This window comes from Helicobacter bilis, assembly GCF_001999985.1.
Classification (GTDB): Bacteria; Campylobacterota; Campylobacteria; order Campylobacterales; family Helicobacteraceae; genus Helicobacter_A; species Helicobacter_A rappini.
Window position 1 is genome coordinate 2005668 of record NZ_CP019645.1, and the last position, 19766, is coordinate 2025433.

At 34.7% G+C, this 19766-nt stretch carries 12 protein-coding genes and 1 pseudogene; 11 read left to right on the plus strand and 2 right to left on the minus strand.

Features of this window, described 5'->3' with window-relative positions:
• Window positions 1-36: 36 nt before the first annotated feature.
• The 5 genes and pseudogenes from XJ32_RS09125 (at window position 37) to XJ32_RS13445 (ending at window position 11085) form a co-directional block, all read left to right on the plus strand.
• Window positions 37-3243 (plus strand): cytochrome c biogenesis protein CcsA, encoded by a 3207-nt coding sequence (locus tag XJ32_RS09125; protein WP_254422343.1) that lies wholly within the window; start codon window positions 37-39, stop codon window positions 3241-3243.
• A gap of 17 nt (window positions 3244-3260) precedes the next feature.
• Entirely contained in the window at window positions 3261-4208 is a 948-nt protein-coding gene (locus XJ32_RS09130) for an arginase (protein WP_077389232.1), read from the plus strand.
• Between the two features lie 318 nt (window positions 4209-4526).
• Entirely contained in the window at window positions 4527-5855 is a 1329-nt protein-coding gene (gene purB, locus XJ32_RS09135) for an adenylosuccinate lyase (protein ID WP_077389234.1), read from the plus strand.
• An 85-nt stretch (window positions 5856-5940) separates the two neighbouring features.
• A pseudogene (locus tag XJ32_RS13440) lies at window positions 5941-8592 on the plus strand (N-6 DNA methylase); the annotation flags it as partial.
• Between the two features lie 216 nt (window positions 8593-8808).
• Window positions 8809-11085, plus strand: coding sequence for a restriction endonuclease subunit S (locus XJ32_RS13445; protein ID WP_437339621.1), 2277 nt, complete (start codon window positions 8809-8811; stop codon window positions 11083-11085).
• Between the two features lie 265 nt (window positions 11086-11350).
• On the opposite strand, the gene XJ32_RS09150 is transcribed toward XJ32_RS13445, so the two are convergent.
• Window positions 11351-11854, minus strand: a complete 504-nt coding sequence (locus XJ32_RS09150; protein WP_005218925.1) for a hypothetical protein — start codon at window positions 11852-11854, stop codon at window positions 11351-11353.
• A 1401-nt stretch (window positions 11855-13255) separates the two neighbouring features.
• Between XJ32_RS09150 and recA the strand changes: the two genes are divergently transcribed.
• The 6 genes from recA to XJ32_RS12985 all read left to right on the plus strand — a co-directional run bounded on the left by recA (window position 13256) and on the right by XJ32_RS12985 (window position 18743).
• The gene (gene recA / locus XJ32_RS09155) at window positions 13256-14296 is read left to right on the plus strand and encodes a recombinase RecA (RefSeq protein WP_005219265.1); all 1041 of its coding nucleotides are present in this window, start codon (window positions 13256-13258) and stop codon (window positions 14294-14296) included.
• Window positions 14297-14472: 176 nt separating this feature from the next.
• Complete coding sequence (locus XJ32_RS09160; protein ID WP_077389238.1) at window positions 14473-14676, plus strand: P-loop NTPase family protein; 204 nt, start codon at window positions 14473-14475, stop codon at window positions 14674-14676.
• Window positions 14677-14932: 256 nt separating this feature from the next.
• Entirely contained in the window at window positions 14933-15223 is a 291-nt protein-coding gene (locus XJ32_RS09165) for an N-6 DNA methylase (protein WP_155761506.1), read from the plus strand.
• A 1702-nt stretch (window positions 15224-16925) separates the two neighbouring features.
• Window positions 16926-17108, plus strand: a complete 183-nt coding sequence (locus XJ32_RS09170; RefSeq protein ID WP_077389240.1) for a hypothetical protein — start codon at window positions 16926-16928, stop codon at window positions 17106-17108.
• Between the two features lie 522 nt (window positions 17109-17630).
• Window positions 17631-17807, plus strand: a complete 177-nt coding sequence (locus XJ32_RS12030) for a hypothetical protein (protein WP_155761507.1) — start codon at window positions 17631-17633, stop codon at window positions 17805-17807.
• Window positions 17808-18134: 327 nt separating this feature from the next.
• Complete coding sequence (locus tag XJ32_RS12985; RefSeq protein WP_254422345.1) at window positions 18135-18743, plus strand: hypothetical protein; 609 nt, start codon at window positions 18135-18137, stop codon at window positions 18741-18743.
• Window positions 18744-19369: 626 nt separating this feature from the next.
• Here XJ32_RS12985 and XJ32_RS09185 read toward each other — a convergent pair.
• Entirely contained in the window at window positions 19370-19669 is a 300-nt protein-coding gene (locus XJ32_RS09185) for a YciI family protein (protein WP_077389242.1), read from the minus strand.
• Window positions 19670-19766 lie beyond the last annotated feature (97 nt).

Consider the following 19766-nt stretch of genomic DNA (forward strand, 5'->3'; position numbering starts at 1 on the left):
GAATCTCTTTTGTAGTGAATTGTAAGTGGAGATATTATGGCAAAACTTTCTGTATTGTTTAAGGCACTTTTGAATAATCTTTTTGCGTCCATGCCTCTTAGCATTTTTCTCATGGTGCTTTATGCGGCTTCAATCGGTTGGGCTACTTTTGTAGAGAAAGAGTATGGCTCTATTGTCGCACATGATGTGATTTATGCGTCATGGTGGTTTGAGTTACTTAATGCGTGGCTTGGGCTTAGTCTATTTGGCTGTATGCTAAAGAGTGTGAAATATAATGGCTTTAAAGTCAGCGTGCATACTTTCCATTTTGCTTTGATTGTGATTATTATGGGGGCTGGTATTACTCGTTATTATGGCTTTGAGGGCAATATGGTGCTAGAAGATGGGGGAAGTAGTAGCTTTATAGAATCTAGGGATAACTTTTTAAATGTGCTTGTGAGTAATGATGTCGGGGAGAATGGCACACAAAGTGATATTTTGCCGCTCGATAGCTTTAAAAAAGGTTATGATATTTCACTTAGTCCTTATGTGAGATTCTCAAAATTTAGCTTAGATACAAAAGAGGCTTTTGATAAGCCTTTAAGTATTAAATCTGTTTCTATTATTAACTATTCTTTAAGCTCTCTTTTTGAACAAGCAAAAAATGAGAATAGAGAGATAGATCCCAAAGAGATTGATGCGAAAAAAAGAGAGAATCATTATTTAGCAAAATTTGAGGTAACCTATGATGGTATCACACATACCATGCTTTTATCAAATCGCGGTGAAAGGGCAATTGCTCGTTTTGGCAATCGCTTTATTACGCTTTCATGGGGACCAAAGTTTATACAACTTCCATTTGAATTAAAGCTTGATAAATTTGAAGTGATAAATTATCCGGGCTCACAAATGCCATCAAGCTTTGCTTCTTATGTGCGTGTGATTGATGAAACATATGGCGAATATCCATTTAAGATATTTATGAATAATGTGCTTGACTACAAGGGATATAGATTCTTCCAAAGTGAATATCGTGTAAAAAGAGATGAAGAAGGCAAGGAAATGCACGATGAAAATGGAATGCCACTTTATGCGGCAACGATTCTTTCAGTCAATAATGACCCCGGAAAGATTCCAACATATATAGGCTATACGCTTTTAATTCTAGGGGCTTTATGGCTTTTATTTGACAATGACTCTCGCTTTAGAAAGTTAAGCAATTATGTAAAATCGCAAAAGGTATTAAGCATTGCTTTTATTTTCTGCGGATTAGCCTTATTTCAACTAAGCACACCTTTATATGCAAATGCAGAATCTAAGAATATAGAATCTGATACAAGCAAATTCTCACAAGAATTACCCCGCAAAAAATCGCTAGATAGTGTTAATAGTGAGAAAAAATCACATTTAGACAAGCAGCTAAGGGAAAAATATATACAAGCAAATGAAGATTTCATAGCACATATTGCAACAAGCAAAGAAAGTGCAGAAAAAATAGCCCCCATTTTTGCAGATATGAGCGATGAAGCTATAAGAGAGAGAATAGAGGGGCTCAAAAAAATCCCTAATAAGACTTTAAAGCGTTTTGCAAAGATACAGATACAAGGCTTTGATGGGCGTATTAAACTGCTTGATACTTATAGTGATGAGATTATGCGAAAAGTTACAGGTAAAAAAGAGTTTAAGGGCTTAAAGCATAATCAGTTTTTACTAGGACTTATGACTATGCCAGAGGATATGGCAAAGCTAAGGTTAATCAAAGTAACAAATAAAGAAATACTTGATATTTTGGGCGTTAGAGATAGCTATGTATCGTTTGAAGATTTATTTCACAAAGATAGATTAAACGATGTATATGCCTTTAGTATATCGCCTAATGCAGAGAGATTGGAGAAGTTTGAGAAAGCATATAAGCTTTATCATTTTGTAAATACGGCACTTAAAAAAAGAGATTCTGAACGCAATGAGTTTGATAAGCAAATCTTAAGATTGCATGAGAAAATGGACTTGCTTATGCCATTTTCAATATGGCATTATTTGCGACTAATTCCAGCAGATGGCGACTCGTGGATACCTTTTGGTAATCCAAATATGCTTGATATAGCACAAATTCAGCAAAGTAATCCAGAGGATAGAAAAGAGCTAACACTGCTTGTCTATTTCTTAGAAGATTTTCGTTTGCAAACACGCGTAGGTGTTGCTTTAGGTGAATGGGAGAAGTTAAATGAAACACTTCTCTTTTACAATCGCTATCAAGCCCTTGTAGGTGGTAGCTTGTATCTTAATCCCACGCTTGTAGAATCTGAACTTTTTCTCAATAAAACAGATGTGTTTCCAGTATCACAATACTTTTATTTAGCACTTGGCATGTTATTATTTTTCATAGCTTTTATTGCGATTTTGAGTAATAAACAGATTCCAAAATGGCTTGGCAAAACTTGCTATATCTTGCTTTTTTGTGTGTTTGTCGCACATACTTTAGGACTTATTTTGCGTTGGTATGTCGGCGGACATGCTCCATGGAGTAATGCCTATGAATCTATGCTCTATATCGCATGGGCTAGTGCTTTATCAGGTGTTATTATCTTGCGTAAGTCTTATTTTGCTATGTGTGGGGCTAGCTTTCTTGCGGGTATGGCTCTAATGGTAGCACATTGGGGCTTTATGGACCCACAAATTGGCAATCTTCAGCCCGTCTTACAATCATATTGGCTTAATATCCATGTTGCAGTAATTGTAGCAAGTTATGGCTTCTTAGGACTTTCTTTTATGCTTGGCATTACAAATCTTATCCTTTTTATCTTCCGTAATCAGCAGAAAAGACCACAAGTAGATTCTGCCATTCTTGCCTTAAGTGCGATCAGTGAGATGAGTATGATTATTGGGATATTAATGCTTGTTGTTGGCACATTCTTAGGTGGTGTATGGGCGAATGAATCTTGGGGTAGATATTGGGGTTGGGATTCTAAAGAGACTTGGTCGCTTGTCTCTGTTGGCGTGTATGCGTGTGTGCTGCATGTGCGATTATTAAAACCGCTTTATTTGCCTTATATTTATAATGTCCTTGCAGTGCTTGCTTTCTCTAGCATTTTGATGACATATTTTGGGGTGAATTTCTATCTTGGCACAGGTATGCACGCTTACGCTCAAGGTGAGGGTGATAGTGTAAATAGGCTTATTTTCATTTCATTGGCATTAATTTTTATATTAGTCTCTTTAGCTTTTATGAAAAGAAAATTGCTTCATACAAAAGAGACACATTAATATTAAAAGGGTAGGGCATGATAGAGATTCTAGGAATAGCTTCTGATATTGCAGGGGGGAAGCTTGGCTCAGCAAAAGGTGTTGCGTTGCTATGTGAGTATATGAGAGAGAAGAATCTTGCTATTTTGCATGATAAAAATTATCTCTCTTTAGATAGTAGCACAATCCCACCAGCAAAAAAAGATGACTATACAAAGCATATTGATGTATTGTATGATTTTTTTAAAGATAAAGTCGCTAAAAGGGCTGAAGGGATTATTTGTGAGAATAATTTCCCATTTATTATTAGTGGGGATCACTCAAGTGCATTGGCAGTAGCACAAGGCATTCAAAATGCGCTACCAGATGAGAGAATAGGCATAATTTGGATTGACGCACATGCAGACATTCACACGCCTTTTAGCACTTTTAGCGGTAATTTGCATGGTATGCCCTTAGCCGCCATCATAGGACATAAAGCCCCAAATAAAAACACACTCACACAATCACAAGAAGAATCTTGGGAAAAGTTAATGAATATTTCAAAAGATTCTATACAACCAGAAAATATCGTGTATTGCGGTATTAGAAGCTTAGAGAAAGCAGAACAAGATGTTATAGATTCTAAAAATATATGTGTCTTTAGTGTGGAATCTTTACAAAAGGGCAGGGCAGACTGCATAGAAAAGATGAAAGAAGTCTTAACTCAAAGCACAAAGATTTATGTGAGTGTAGATATAGATGTGCTTGATTGCAGTGAGTTTCAAAGCACAGGTTGCAACGAGCCAAATGGGCTGTATATGCAAGAGCTAATCATGCTTACTAAAGATATTATAGAATCTTTTTCACATAAAATCATCGCCTTTGAGCTGAGTGAATTTAACCCAACCTTAGGCAACACAAAAGAACAAGACAAAGCCGCAGTATGCAACTTTTTACATGAGGTTATAGAATCTTTAACAAATAATGTTGTATTGCAAAGATAGTATATGCATCTAGCATTGATGACATCACATAAATTTTATGACTCTGCAGAAAGTGTTAATAAAAAGATTGTGAAAGTATCTTTGAGTAAAATTTAGAAGTGCCTAAAAGGTATAACTGGATCAGACATTACAGAATCTGTAAAAATCACCAGCTTAACCTGCAAAAGAGATAATACTTTATTTCTCATTTTATCAAGTAAATTTCACCACAAAATCTACTTGCTGCAGACTAACAAGATTCTAAAAAGCATAATTTAAATGATACTAAAAACTTTTTGCTACACTTCTAGGTTTATAAACACAACTTAAGGAAATGATATGGTAGAGCGATACGCAAGAGAAGAGATGAAAAAGCTATGGGATATGAATGCCAAGTATTCCGCGTGGTTAGAGGTAGAAAAGGCATTAGTTAGAGGGTGGAATAAGCTAGGGCTAATCCCTGATAGCGATTGTGAAAAGATATGTAAAAACGCGAAATTTGACATCGCTAGGATTGATGAGATTGAAGCGGTTACCAAACACGACTTAATCGCTTTTACCACTTCTGTGGCGGAGAGCTTGGGTGAAGAGAGCCGATGGGTGCATTATGGGATCACTTCTAGCGATTGCATAGATACCGCTGTGGCACTGCAAATGCGAGATAGCTTAAAGATTATTTTAGATGATATAAGGCAAGTGAGAGAAGCGATAAAGACAAGGGCTTATCAGCATAAAGACACGCTAATGGTAGGGCGAAGCCACGGAATCCACGGAGAGCCTATCACCTTTGGGCTAGTTTTAGCGATTTGGTATGATGAGCTAGGGCGACATTTAAAGGCGTTAGAATCTACGCTTGAAGTCATCTCTGTGGGGCAGCTAAGCGGGGCTATGGGGAATCTCGCCCATACGCCTATGGAGCTAGAAACGCTAGTGTGCAAAGAGCTAGGGCTAAAACCAGCCCCTGTGAGTAATCAAGTGATACAAAGGGATAGATACGCTAGGCTTATGAGTGATTTAGCCCTTTTGGCTAGTAGCTGTGAGAAAATCGCTGTGGAAGTGCGACACCTGCAACGCACAGAAGTCTATGAAGCAGAAGAGTATTTTGAATCTGGGCAGAAGGGAAGCTCGGCTATGCCGCATAAGCGAAACCCGGTTTTGAGTGAAAACATCACAGGACTTTGCAGAATGATACGCGCTTATGCCCTGCCCGCAATGGAGAATGTAGCACTATGGCACGAGCGAGACATCAGCCATAGTAGCGTGGAGCGATTTATCCTGCCAGATAGCTTTATCACCACAGATTTTATGCTAATGCGTTTAAAAGGACTGCTTGAAAAGCTAGTGGTCTATCCAAAAAATATGATGAAAAATCTCAACCTTACAGGTGGGCTTGTGTTTTCACAGCGAATCTTACTAGAGCTACCTAAAAAAGGCGTATCACGCGAAGACGCCTATAAAATCGTGCAAAGAAATGCGATGAAAGTGTGGGGTGATTTGCAAGGGGGGAAAAGTGCGTTAAACGATAAGGGCGAGAGCTTATATTTGCAATATCTTTTAGCGGATAGCGAACTTGTAGGACTTATCGGTGAAGCAGCAATCCGCGAATGTTTTGAGTTTAGCTACTACACAAAAAATGTAGATTCTATCTTTAAAAGGGTGTTTGGGTAAATAAGGGAAGTGATTTGCAGATAGTAATTTAGCAAGTTAGATTCTGTTTTGAATGGTTTATTAATTTTATTTATGAAGGCGTTTAATGATTACACAGCAAAATTTAAAAGAAGTGTTAGAGATTTTGGGATTTGAAGCTCTCTCTACGGGGGACAAAAAGCTAGATTCTAAAAGTCTAGAATCTAAACAAGCAAATATCTACACAAAGACCATAAACTCCTACATAATGCAAGTAGATTTTACCAATCAAAAGCTTATCTATCCACAAGGCATAAAAATCAATGACACCACGACTTCAAACTTCTCTCACCCTGAAAATTTTGTCGTTTTTGAATGTGTGCATAGATTATTAGAAAAAGGCTATAAGGCAGAGTCGCTAGAATTAGAGAAAAAATGGCGATTGGGCGGAGAACTAAAAGGTGGTAAAGCTGATATTTTAGTGCGTGATAACCAAGACAACACTTATCTCATTATAGAATGTAAAACCACACAAGAAAACAATAAAACTAAAAGCGAATTTAGCAAAGAATGGGAGAGAATGCAAAATAACGGCGGACAGCTTTTTAGCTATTTTCAGCAAGAAAAAGCTACAAAATTCCTGTGCCTTTACACTAGCGATTTAGAAAAGCACGACCAAGAATCTAAAAGTATCAAATATCAAAATTACATTATCCAAGCCTTTGATAATGATGAATATTTGCAAGAAAACGATATAGAAAAATCTTACAAAAAAGCAAGCAATAACACTGAACTTTTTGCAGTATGGAAAGAGAGCTATAAACTACAATCTTTCACACAAGGCATTTTTGAAAATGATGTTAATGCTTATAGGATTTTAGAAACAATCCTAACTTTTGACAAGCTACAAGAGCTAAAAGAAGAGGGTAAATACCACGAGTTTGCCAAGATTTTACGCAAACACAACATTTCAGGCAAGGAAAATGCCTTTGACAAACTTGTAAATATCTTTCTTTGTAAAATCTATGATGAAAGCTTTAATAAAAACAATCTTAAATTTGGCTATTTTGGCGTTATGGCAGATACTTATGCCAATATGCAAGATAGGCTAATGCTCCTTTACAAAGAAGCGATGAGTGAGTTTTTAGGCGAAGAAATTACCTTTGTCTCTAATGATGATATAGAAAAAGCCTTTAAAAAACTCCACGCAACAGATTTAAAAGCACAAATACAAAAGCATATCAAAGAGTTGAAATTCTACTCCAACAATGACTTTGCCTTTTTAGAAGTGCATAATAAAGAGCTGTTTTTACAAAATGCCATAGTGTTAAAAGAAATCATCGAGCTTTTTTCTCCCTACAAACTCACGCAAAATTCCACCAATCAATTCTTAGGCAATCTTTTTGAGCTTTTTTTACAAAAGGGTATGAAGCAAGATGAAGGGCAGTTTTTCACCCCGATTCAAATTTGTGAATTTATTATGTATGCCTTACCGCTAGATTCTATGGCAAAGGCTTCTAAACCCTTAAAAGTGCTTGACTTTGCTTGTGGGGCGGGACATTTTCTAAACACTTATGCAAACGAGCTTAAACGCTACGCCACGCAGGATTTACAAGAGCATTACAAACAAATTTATGGCATTGAGAAAGAATACCGCCTAAGTAAAGTGGCAAAAGTCTCCTCTGCAATGTATGGACAAAATGAAATCAATATCCTTTATGCAGACGCCCTTGCCACACACGAGCTAGAAAATCCCAAAACAGATAAAGGCAACAAGCAAAAGCCTCAAATCAATAACCACAGCTTTGATTTACTTATCGCTAATCCCCCTTATTCTGTCAAGGGCTTTTTAGAGACCTTAAGTGCTAAATCCAAAAAAACCTACACGCTTTTTACTAATGAGATAAATATAGAGACAAACAACGCCATTGAATGCTTTTTTATAGAGAGAGCAAACCAGCTTTTAAGAGACAATGCCAAAGCCGCCATTATCCTGCCAAGCTCTATTTTAAACAAAGATGGCATTTATAAAAGCACAAGAGAGATATTGCTTATCAATTTTGACTTTATCGCTATCGTGGAGCTAGGCAGCGGGACTTTTGGAGCGACAGGCACAAATACCATTATTTTATTCTTACGCAAAAAGGAAAATTTCACACCAGAAAACACAACCATTTCACAAGATTATAGCAATATCAAAAACTACATAGAAAGCGGACATTTATCACAAAATGAGCCTTATAAAGACTACATAAACGCCTTTAATGCGTATTGTGATTTTAGGGGCTTTGATAAAGGGGAGTATGAGAGCTTTTTAAATGGAAGTTTAGAATCTCAACCAAATGGGTGGGCTGCGGGGTTTAGGGCGCAAAATACTAAAAATACAACACAGCTTTTAGAGCTAGAAGCCTTTAAAGAATACCACGCTGCCTTTAAAGAAACAAGTGAGTATAAAAAGCTGCTAGATTCTAAAGCCTATAAAGATTCTAAAGACAAAGACGCCTTAGCACACAACGCCTTTTTAGCCTACGCAAGAGCGATAGAAAAAGATAAATTACTCTATTTCTCTCTAAGTCGCAACCAAGCCCCTATCATCATCAAAGCCCCAAGTGATAGCAAAGAGCAGAAAAGATTCTTAGGCTATGAGTGGAGTAATCGCAAAGGCGATGAAGGCTTAAAAGAGCTACATAGCCCCTATCTAAGCCCACTTTTTGAAAGGGATAATCCGCATAATCCAAACAAACTAGCCTACCTTGTCCGCCAAGCGTTTTTAGAATCTACTGCTTATGGCAATCATACCGACTCCGCTACTTATCATACTGACCCTTCCCCTTGTCATACTGAGCGTAGCGAAGTATCTAGTAATACAGAATCTAAGCTAGATTTTTCGCTTAACGCTCAAAGCGAAGCTTCTTTAGAAAATGACAAGCAAATAGAATCCAATCCTATCCCACAAGACTTAAGCCCCTATGCTTTTAAAGCAAAACTCATAGATATGCTAGACTTTAGCAAAGTAGATTTTAATAAGGCTATAAGCTTAAATCCTATCAATTCACAAGGCGAGTTTAACGCACAGAATCCTTTTGAAAATTGTAAATTTGAGTTGGTGAAGTTAGGGGAAGTGTGTGAAATTTTAATCGGCGGAACTCCAACAAGAAGTAATTATAGTTATTTTCAAGGTAATAACTTATGGGTTTCAATAGCCGAAATGAACGGACAGGTTATCACAAATACAAAAGAAAAAATCACCGATGAAGCAATTAAAAAATCAAATGTAAAGCTTATACCCAAAGGCACAACACTTTTAAGTTTTAAGTTAAGTATAGGTAAAACTGCTATTGCTGGAAAAGATTTATACACAAATGAAGCAATAGCTGGACTTATACCAAAAGATAAGTTGAAAATTTTAGATAAATACTTGTTTTGGGTTTTTGAAAGCAAAATATTAAATCTAAATTCTATTAGAGGCAATAACGCATTTGGAAAAAGTCTAAATAGCACAATTTTAAAAGAGCAAGTGAAAATCCCCTTGCCGCCTTTAGAGATTCAAAAGCAAATCGTAGCAGAATGTGAAAAAGTAGAAGAGCAGTATAACACCATAAGAGCAGTCATAGAAAAACACCAAGAGTTAATAAGAGCGATTTTAGTCAAATGCGGCATTGTAGATTCTAGCGAGAGCAGTAGAGACTTCATCACTTCCTTACTAGATTCTATACAAGAGCTAGAATCTAAACTAGATTTTGACCTTTTAGCTAATTATACCGACCCAACCACTTATCCTACCAACTCCGCTACTTGTCATACTGAGCCTTTAGGCGAAGTATCTACAAATACAGAATCTAGAACAAGATTTTTCGCTACCACTCAAAACGACAATAAAACTAGCAAAGATACTTCGCATTCAAAACCCTTCAGTATGACAAACACAAATGACTTAAAAGCCCTTTTAGATTCTATCCCTATCCCACCAAAACACGGCTGGGAAAGGGTAAGGCTAGGCGATATATCAATAAAAATTACAAAAGGCACGACACCCACGACAATAGGCTTTTCATTTTTAGATAAGGGAATAAACTTTGTGAAAGTTGAAAGTATTGCAGAATCTGGAGCGTTTATTCCACATAAAATGGCTTATATTTCCAAAGAGTGTTACGATAAACTAGAACGCTCACAATTACAAGAAAATGATATTTTATTTTCAATAGCAGGTGCTTTAGGTAGAGTTGCGGTTGTAACAAAAGAAATTTTACCAGCTAACACTAATCAGGCGTTAGCGATTGTGCGATTGAAGCCAAATGTAAATAAAACCCATTTTATTAGAGTGGCTTTACATACAAATGATATAGAAAAACAAATTGATAGTTTTAAAAAGGGGATAGCACAGCAGAACTTATCGCTAGAACAAGTTGAAAATCTCAAAATCCCACTCCCACCCCTTGAAGCACAAGAAAAAATCGTAAGTGCTATTGATAGCGTAGAATCTCAAATCAAAAGAATAGATTCTAAGCTTGAAATTTTAGAAACAAGAAAGACAGAGATTTTGAGCAATGCCTTGAATGCTAATAACGAGAGAGAGAGAGAACAGGCAGAGCTTAAAGAAATCTTAAGCGAGATAGAATCTCTGCTTTCACAAAGAAAGACCTTACAACGCTTCATTACAAAAATCTTACAAAAAGCAGGACTTACTCAAAGCTTACATTCCTTGCTAGATTCTCTCCCCACCCCATCAACACAAGGCTATCCACAATATCGCCTAAATGATAAAAGCAAATTTAGCCTACAAATTGGTAAGCGAGTGCTAGATAGTGAGCTAAACCCACAAGGGCAAATCCCTGTTTTTAGTGCAAATGTCAAAAAGCCTTTTGGATTTATTGATAAAGAATTATTAAAAGATTATGAAAAAGACAGCGTGTTATGGGGGATTGATGGGGATTGGATGGTGGGATTTATCCCCAAAAATACACCTTTTTATCCAACAGACCATTGCGGAGTTTTGCAAGTTAATGACAAAGATATAAAAGCTAAAATTGTAAGCTTTTTACTAGATGAGGCAGGAAAAAAGGCAGGATTTAGCAGAAATTTGCGTGCTTCTATTGAGAGAATAGGAAATGTAAAAATCCCACTCCCACCAATTGAAGAGCAAGAAAAAATCATATCCGTTATTGAAAGCGTGGAAAATAAAATAACATTGTTTAAAGAGCAAAGTCAAACATTTGAAGACAGAAAAATGCAAGTTTTAAAAAGTTTTTTAGTAACAGGTTCTGCTGTATAATGCGTTGAATATTAGATTCTAAAACTAGAAGCTTTTATGTGTGATTTTATAGTAATTTAGCTAAATAAATTTAAATATCCTAAGATTATAAACATTAGAAAAATGTAGAATCTAAAACCAGCTTTTTCGATTCCATGACTACACTCTCCAAGCCCATCCGCCCATTTGCAGTGGTTTTCAGATTATATTCAAAGATATCATGTATAAATATAGGTATTTGCTATGCATACAGAGGTATTGATAATGTGCCGTATAATAATCGCTATCAAAAAAATCCACGAAATCCAACTTGTATTCTACCAAAACCCTGCATAACACCCAGTGTATTGCCATTTACGCCCCCACCAGCTTCAATAAACACACTTGCATGTTCTCCACCATATATATCAGCCCCACCTCCCATAAAACCTTCCCACGCAAACGGCGATTTAAACATATCCTGTTGTTCTTGCATGGTAAGTCCAAAGCTACCGCTAATAAAGCCATATAATCTAGCCATATTAGAATCCCTTGCTCCACCAAATGTGATTTTTTCCTGCAATAATAAAAGAGAATTTGTATTTTCTGCTGCATGGGCAAATACGCTTATGTAGTTACGGATAGTAAAGCCTTTTTGTAGTAATGGAAAGCCCACTTCAAAGCCGCCACCAACATGCTTATTATCAAGGGTAACCACACCGCCAAGAGAAAAACCATCTTTTGCCATGCTTACATGAGTAAGACATAAAAATACACCTACATATAAAACGCCTTTATGTGCTTTTTTCATATAAAATCCTTTTTAAGTAAAATCCAAAAGACAGGGCTTTTGGAATCTAAATTTTAAACTACAACCTATCTATATATCGGAAATTTTATTTAAAGTCTAGAATCTTAACAAATTAGAAACTCGAAAAATTAGAATCCTAAATGCAGTCAAGCAGGGTTGCATAGGTTCTAAAGTTTATTGCATGTTGGTCATTTCAACCTTATAGAATCTAAATTCCTACCCAAAAATCTAACCGACATTTTTTTCATTGTCAAGTCGCTTTATTTACTCTAAGTTGAAATAAAAAAAGATGGGCTTGGCAAAATGTCTGCTCATTTTAATTGTAATTTATTTGCCCCCAAATTCCCAAAAAACCGATATTTTCTCTAGTTGTATAAGTTTATAAGAGTTAGCTAGAAAAAATTTTTAAAAATTATATGCTTATGTGTAATATTGTAACTTATATAATGATGGGTTAGCATAAGTGGGTAAGCATGAGTTTTTATAAGGGCAAAAATTCCCCTTGTGTGTTGTGTTCTTAGTGATTGCAATGCGTAAATATGCTTTATAATCTAGCTCAAATAAAGCTTTATTTAAAACTTAAGAATAGCTTAAAATTTCATTGTTGGAATTGTAATTCTATCCAAAGTCCGCAAAATAGGGCATAAAATGTATATGTGTGTCAAAATTTGTGTCATCAGTGTATTTTTTTGTGTCGTTTTATCTAAGATGAAAATATATGAGATAACAAAAGATTATGGGGGCAAAGAATAGTTTTGCTGTCATAATCTTTAGCACTTAAAATAAGGTTACTTCATTTGGCTCTTGTGTTAATGCAAGTTGTGCTAGTGTTAATCATACTATAAGGGCTGTATGCGTGATCTAGGGCTTTTGTTGTATTTCTTTGTTTTCTCTAATTTTATATCTCATTAAAACTAGGCTAAACTAGCTAGTTTTTGCTTTTTTGATGGGAATTACACTCAAACTTGCAATCCCACTTGCATTTTCTGCAATTTTGTTAAATTCTCGCTTCGTTTGCTTCATTTCATAGTATTTTTGTCAAATAAACATGCAAAACAATCTTTTTTATAAGATCTCTCACACATATTGCTATACAATAAACATGTAAAATATAAAAATCTCATAAAATGTGGCGTGGAAAAGAGTTATGGTATAAATAATAAATGGATTCCCATGACTTGCTTCGCAAGTCTGCTAATGATAATAGAATCTATATTTCTTATTTAAGAGCACAATTAAGTAAATAAGCCATAAAATTAATATTGAGACAAATTTATGCATAAACAATAAATGTTGTTTCAAAGTCCATGCATTAATTAAGGATAATAAAACATTCATTCGTTTTTAAAATCTACATTATCATGCTAGAATCTTATAAAAATTACTAGATAAAGGGTAAAAATGGCGATTGATCCAAATAAACAAAAAGCACTTGAAAATGCGATGAAGCAAGTGGATAAGGCATTTGGCAAAGGTGTGCTTATACGACTTGGAGACAAGCAGGTAGAAAAGATAGATTCTATATCGACAGGCTCGTTAGGGCTTGATTTAGCACTAGGAATTGGTGGTATCCCAAAGGGTAGAATCATTGAGATTTATGGACCAGAGTCAAGCGGTAAAACGACATTATCTCTGCAAGTTATCGCAGAGTGTCAAAGAAATGGCGGTGTATGTGCGTTTATTGACGCTGAACATGCCCTTGATGTGTATTATGCAAAAAATCTTGGCGTTGATACAGAGAATCTTTTAGTCAGTCAGCCAGATAATGGTGAGCAAGCCTTAAGCATTTTAGAGACGATTGCGTGTAGTGGCGGGGTTGATTTGATTGTTGTGGATTCTGTTGCAGCTTTGACGCCGAAAGCAGAGATTGATGGCGATATGGGCGATCAGCATGTGGGCTTACAAGCAAGGCTTATGAGCCATGCTTTGCGTAAGATTACAGGTGTGTTATCAAGGATGAATACCACCGTGATTTTTATCAATCAGATTCGCATGAAAATCGGCGTTATGGGCTATGGTAGCCCAGAGACTACAACAGGTGGTAATGCGTTGAAATTCTATGCGAGTGTGCGTGTGGATATAAGAAAAGTGGCTACACTCAAGCAAAGCGATAGTATTATCGGCAATCGTGCGAAGGCAAAAGTGGTGAAAAATAAGGTTGCTCCACCATTTAGAGAAGCGGAATTTGACATTATGTTTGGCGAGGGTATCAGCAAAGAGGGCGAGATTATTGACTATGGGGTAAAGCTTGATATTATCGATAAAAGCGGTGCGTGGCTATCTTATGGCGATAAAAAAATCGGACAGGGCAGAGAAAATGCAAAAGCCTTTTTAAAAGAAAATGTTGATATAGCAAATGAAATTGCTGCGAAAATAAAGGAGCAAATTGGCACAAGTGATGAGATTATGCCCCTGCCAGATGAATTAGAGGGGAGTGAGTAGAGATTATGTGAGTTGGGTGCAAGATTCTAGAATTTGGGATTTTATGAATTAAAATTGTATTTTTTACACTTCTTTGTATAATATATCTGCACCCAAAAAACTATAACCCCAAGTAAGATCTTTTTTGTACATTTGTTATCAATCATTATAAACAATTGTGCTTATAGGGATATGCAATGCAAAATACGATAGAAATGTATCAAAACAGACTGATAAAAAATTTTAAAATAACATATAAACGCTATCTTTTTAAACACATTGATTTTAGTCATGATCTTATTGGCATTATTGGAGCTAGGATGATCGGTAAGACAACCATGCTTATTCAACGACCTTTAGAGTTACAACACAGTAGTAGCGAAGATCTTTTTAAGCCTTGAGATATCCACGCCCCTAAATATCAATTAATAGAGTGAGTTTGCCCTTTATTTTGCTGAAAATGGTATTGAAGTTTCAGCTCTATCGCTTGACAATATACTACACAATCATGCATAAACCTTCTCAAACCTTATCTGTGAGATTGAATGATTTTAGAATATTTACAAGCGAGCTATTCCATTTTATTTTGGTAAAAAGTCATTGCATATGGAAAGTTTGCTTAATCTTTAAATCTTAGTATCGAAATAGATTAAATGCTTGTTTAGTGATGTTGATGTTAATCCTAGTGCCAACTTAGGCGAAAGTCTCCTTATTAGACGCAATGAAAAGCTATATAAAGTAATGAAGTCTATAGCTGAACTTGACTTAAATTGTAGCGATAACATCATTGATGCTTTTGGCGATGCGTATGAATATCTTATGCGTATGTATGCAGGCAGTGCGGGTAAAAGTGATGGCGAGTTTTTTTACCATGCAAGAGGTAAGATTTCTACTGCACCAAAACCCAAGTTGAAATGTTTTTTAGGTGGTCAAGACTTCGCATTATGACTTTTTAAAATCCTTTGAGACATCTTTATCCGTATTTACAGCATTATTTTTGAAACACCCCTGCTAAATACTGTCGCTTGCGATAAACCCCATTTTCTCATGGTTTCAAAATTTAAGCTTACTTATTAAACCACAAGAGCTACTGCCCCTTTGAAATCAAGGAGACTTGCAAGGGCTGTATCCCTTAAGCCATAATCGCACATGCATTGTCCTGATAACTTATAGGGTTTTATGATATTAATAGGATATTGTTTTTTACAAATATTATCACTCTCTCAATTTCCAGCTTTTAATGAAAGTATTTTCTCATTTTTTTGTAAAACCTTGATAAATATGATCAAACATAGCAATTAATTTTGCATTGAATTGCTTTTAAGCCATTCTACAATTTCTTCATAAAGTGTAATCTCAAAAAAAATCATTATGTAAAATCTTTGCGGGTCCGGTTGTTTTACGGATATATTCAAAATCTCATAGTTCTCTCTTGATATTTTTGTTTTTGTTGTTCTTCGCTTGTTTAATTGCTGTTGAGGGTATATCTTGAATTTGTGTATTATTCTTTATGTCAAATTTAGGATAATAGTCTAGCAAATCTATATCGTTTAAAGAATTTTTTAGCTTGTGTATCCTCAAAGAGCGCAGAAAAAACCATAATTGCCATCACTATTTCCATCTCCCCTTGTTCTTACTTCATTGTGTTGATGCTTTAAAACTTTGAAGTGATTAGTGAATTTTTGGTTCTTTTAAAGAGGTTAAAATCTAATTGATTTTAGCAATGTTATTGTTGGTTATTTACCTTTATCCATAAAACATTCATTAGCTAAAGTATACACCAATCACCCTTTATCTTCATTAAGTCTTGTTCCAATAGCTCTTACATAGGCAGAATTATGACTGTTATATGTTGAACCAAAAGTTTGCTCATTACCTTTTTCACATTCTCCTGTTTTCTTAATTATCTCGAATGTTTCCATATAATGTGGTGCAAAAAAGCATAACTTGCATCAACACACTCCCGCATAATCCATTTTTTAATTAAATCAATTTAGCGTTTTGTGTATCATTAACCATTGATACTTTATTCCTTATCTTTACTAAAACCCATATATATATATATATATATATATCATAAAACTATCAAAACACTTCATCTTATGCATGGCGTAATTGCAATATAACAAAAACAAACCGTGATAATATAAGTGTGACACCATACCAGTAGCAGATATTTTTTTACAAAGCCACATAACAACATGCAGTAACTTCTATCGCATCTATAATGCATAAGCCAAGAAATACGACAATTGGAATAAAAAAATAAAGATAAGTATAAAAGTTCTAGCATAGAAAAACCCCTATTATTTCCTCACTTAAAATACTATTTACAGATTTTACAGCAACAAAAGATAAGACAAAAAGTTGTGAAAATAGTCACCAATGAGTGTCCTGCGACATTTATCTTTGCGTTAAAGTCCTTATGGTTTCTTCATAAAAATAGCATATCAAAGTATTGTTGTACTGCTTTATCCACATCGTCATTATTTGTGTCCATATGTAACCATTCATTAAATCTTTGATTTACCCTAGTTTAAATTCTGTGCCTCTTATAGCTAAAGTAAATTGTTTAGATTCTTTGTTTTGAAATAAAGTGACAAAGAATTCAAAACCATTCTATGTCCTTATATGTCTATTATGGCCCTATATGTTTTTTTGTGAACGACACAAGTTTGGCGTGAAACATAAGAAACAAATAGCAGTATGCAAAATCCATGCAAATAGACAATACAAAAAAGCTTTATATTTTTATGCAAGTGCCATGTGTCCTATTCATGAAGGTGGCAAAGATTTAAACCTTGAAGGTGAAACACATAAATATGTCTCTTAAAATGTAGCATATGGACTGCATCTAATCTTTTATGATAAGAGCTTAGTTGAGGTAAATGTCTTGTTGTTATGCAGATTAGACTAAAGATTGGCCTTACTTTAAACATTGTCAAGTGGGAAATATCAACACAGAGAGTCCCAACAAAGCAAAAAAAAGTAGTAAGCAACAAATAAAATCAATATCAACAGACAGCAAAGGTTTTTCTTGTGCTTAAAGATAATAAGAGCAAGATTGCAAGGGATCTAAAAGTATTTTTGGCTTAATTATAGTGTCTTTTAGGAAGATAACACTAAAGATATGAAAAGGTCTTCAGTGTATTTGCAACTCCGTAGGTTCAAAAGCCTATAAGGACAGAGAAACAAGATTTTTTTAGAAAATCACAACAAAAAAAAGACTAAAAAATTGCAAAGTATGGCGTACGATGAATTTTCATATTCATCCCCCCCCCCCCTTGCATTAAAAATGGTATTACAAAAGAACAACGCATAGAAGCAACACAAAATATACACAAAATATTTCCAAATGCTATATACAAAGAAACACAAAAAGCCAGTCCATGCAAAAGATTATGTTAAGTCTTATAGCGTGCATCTTGGTAATTTTAGGGATTCAAATGCGGCAATAAGCATAGAAGAAAGAAGGGCAAAGAATAATGTATCTTATTTTTTAAAGCTTGAAAGTTTGCAACCAAACAACTAAGCACAAGTGCCGTTGCATGTAAGCTGTCTAGTTTAAATTTTGCATGGGATATACTAAGCAGAACGACAAACACTTCCGAATGCAAAACCTAGACGAAATTATACCACAAAAAAAAGGATTTAACATGATAGACACAAAAAATCTCACTCTAAAGAAATTCCAAGAGAATTTTGATTTTCAGAATCTTAGTTTTTTATAGAAGCTAAGATGAAAGATAGCTAAATTATAAAGACGCCTTAGATAGCTTTGTAAAGTATATGCCAAAATATGTTTTAATAGAGCTATGCCTTTACAGACGACCAAAAAGCTTTAGCTTATAGCGATTTTATGGCTAAAACATTTTTAGGCGTATTTCAAAGTGCAGTCCAAACTGCATTAACCATAGACCAAAACGAAGTGGCTACAAGAGACGCACAAAATCAAAGTGCTTTAGGCATACTAGGTAAGAAAAAAGAAGTAGCAATGCTATCCAATCAAGTGAAAGAAAGCTTTTTTAAGATACAAGCAAGTAAAATGCAAACAGCACAACTTCAAGCCCAAGCCCTGCAAGATAAAATCAAGGCAGAAGTATTACATAAAAGTGCCAATGATAACGCACAGATAAACAAAGCTAATTGTATGGTAAGTTATCAAAATGTATTATCAAATGCAAATAAACCAGACTTACTCAAAAGCTATGATATGCAGCAAACTACGGTGAATGCACTCAAAGCAATAGGTGAAGCTCCAATCAGTGATTACACAGATGAGTGGAAAAAGGTGCAAATACCTGACTACAATACAGACTTTGATACTACTATACTAGAGATATATGCCACTAAAAGCGTGATAGCTATTGATGAAGTGATAGGATTTCATATTGTTACTTCTATTGAGTTAGTAGAAGTTGAATGGGATTTTGGTGATGGTGAAGTGAGTAGTCAAGGTGTAATCTGAACCACATGCATACGGATCACATTGCAAAACCCATATTCACAACACTTTAACTGTTTTTATAAAATTATAAACAACCTACAAACCTTTCCATAAAGTTGTATCTAAGTAAATCGCATTACTTGAAAAATACCACCTTTTTAACTCTAAACACTAAGCAAAAAAGCCTTTTTTACTTTTTGTGTATCCTTTTTCATTACTACATAAAATTACAAGTAAAATAACACATATTCCAAAGATTTAACCCTTTAAAATACCCTTACATTATAACTTAAAATCTAATCCTTTTTTATATGATTTTTATCTAGTGATTATATATTACATTTTCACTTTACAAAGTGTTACAAACTAAGCAATACAAAATTACAAATTAATTAATACTTTGATACAAATTAAAATTACACACAATACAAAATAATTAAAGACTAGATACAAACTTAATAAAACATACAATACAAACATTACTAACAAACAAAAGATTAAAAGATACATTAAAAACATAAAAAGTAACATGTAAAGCAAGTATTGCATGCATATATACTTTAAATGCTTTAAAGGCTTTTATGTATTGGTGTGTTTTTTATGTGTGATTAAGTGTTTTTTGGGTGTTGAGAAGCTAAAGTTTAATATCACACATTCAAAAAATCATCTAAGATCTTAGCATGTAAAACTGCTTCAAATTCAATAATTTCATATTCAGCAACCTTGTTGATACAAAATGGATCATTTTTAGCAAATGCGAGTGCAGAATCTTTGCTCGCAAATCTACCTATAATCAACCCACCATCTTTTGGATTGCGAGGACCTGAAGCAAGAAGCATATTAGAATCATAGCCTAACTTTAAATATGCTCTATGCTCTGCTAAAAATTTTTCTACCTCACTAAAAGGCTTTGTATAATTTACTTTACAAACAAATAATGTATTCATTGATTTCCTTTCTGTAAAATTATATATCGCAATTATAAAGCATTTAAGATTCTAAAATCACCCAATTAATATCACACAAAAGCATGAAACCTAGATT

Coding starts and splice junctions, on each gene's coding strand:
- XJ32_RS12030 (WP_155761507.1), top strand. CDS start 17,631: ATGCTATATACAAAGAAACACAAAAAGCCAGTCCATGCAAAAGATTAT.
- XJ32_RS12985 (WP_254422345.1), top strand. CDS start 18,135: ATGGCTAAAACATTTTTAGGCGTATTTCAAAGTGCAGTCCAAACTGCA.
- XJ32_RS13445 (WP_437339621.1), top strand. CDS start 8,809: ATGCTAGACTTTAGCAAAGTAGATTTTAATAAGGCTATAAGCTTAAAT.
- purB (WP_077389234.1), top strand. CDS start 4,527: ATGGTAGAGCGATACGCAAGAGAAGAGATGAAAAAGCTATGGGATATG.
- XJ32_RS09170 (WP_077389240.1), top strand. CDS start 16,926: ATGTTTTTTTGTGAACGACACAAGTTTGGCGTGAAACATAAGAAACAA.
- XJ32_RS09150 (WP_005218925.1), bottom strand. CDS start 11,854: ATGAAAAAAGCACATAAAGGCGTTTTATATGTAGGTGTATTTTTATGT.
- XJ32_RS09125 (WP_254422343.1), top strand. CDS start 37: ATGGCAAAACTTTCTGTATTGTTTAAGGCACTTTTGAATAATCTTTTT.
- XJ32_RS09130 (WP_077389232.1), top strand. CDS start 3,261: ATGATAGAGATTCTAGGAATAGCTTCTGATATTGCAGGGGGGAAGCTT.
- XJ32_RS09160 (WP_077389238.1), top strand. CDS start 14,473: ATGCAAAATACGATAGAAATGTATCAAAACAGACTGATAAAAAATTTT.
- recA (WP_005219265.1), top strand. CDS start 13,256: ATGGCGATTGATCCAAATAAACAAAAAGCACTTGAAAATGCGATGAAG.
- XJ32_RS09185 (WP_077389242.1), bottom strand. CDS start 19,669: ATGAATACATTATTTGTTTGTAAAGTAAATTATACAAAGCCTTTTAGT.